The sequence below is a fragment of the Paraburkholderia sp. SIMBA_030 genome, assembly GCF_046535245.1.
Classification (GTDB): Bacteria; Pseudomonadota; Gammaproteobacteria; order Burkholderiales; family Burkholderiaceae; genus Paraburkholderia.
Genome location: NZ_JAWRXB010001431.1, coordinates 1 through 243 on the forward strand (window position 1 = coordinate 1; position 243 = coordinate 243).

Consider the following 243-nt stretch of genomic DNA (forward strand, 5'->3'; position numbering starts at 1 on the left):
GACATTGTTTATATAGCTACTGCGCCAGCTAACACTTAACTCGCGTACAAATATTTCAGTGCTATGGACGTTGACTTATTCGGCTCACACTAGCAATCAAAGCTACCATCACTACACCCATAATAATTAGAATACCAGACATCATATGCGCCGCCTCATAGTTGAGCGCTTCTACCTGCTCATATATAGCAATCGATACCACTTTAGTTTCGCCTGAGCCCACACGCTGTTTTTGTCCGCCTG

1 pseudogene is annotated in these 243 nt (G+C 44.0%); it reads right to left on the reverse strand.

Features of this window, described 5'->3' with window-relative positions:
- Positions 1-61 precede the first annotated feature (61 nt).
- Positions 62-243, reverse strand: a pseudogene (locus SB772_RS44750) (hypothetical protein); the annotation flags it as partial.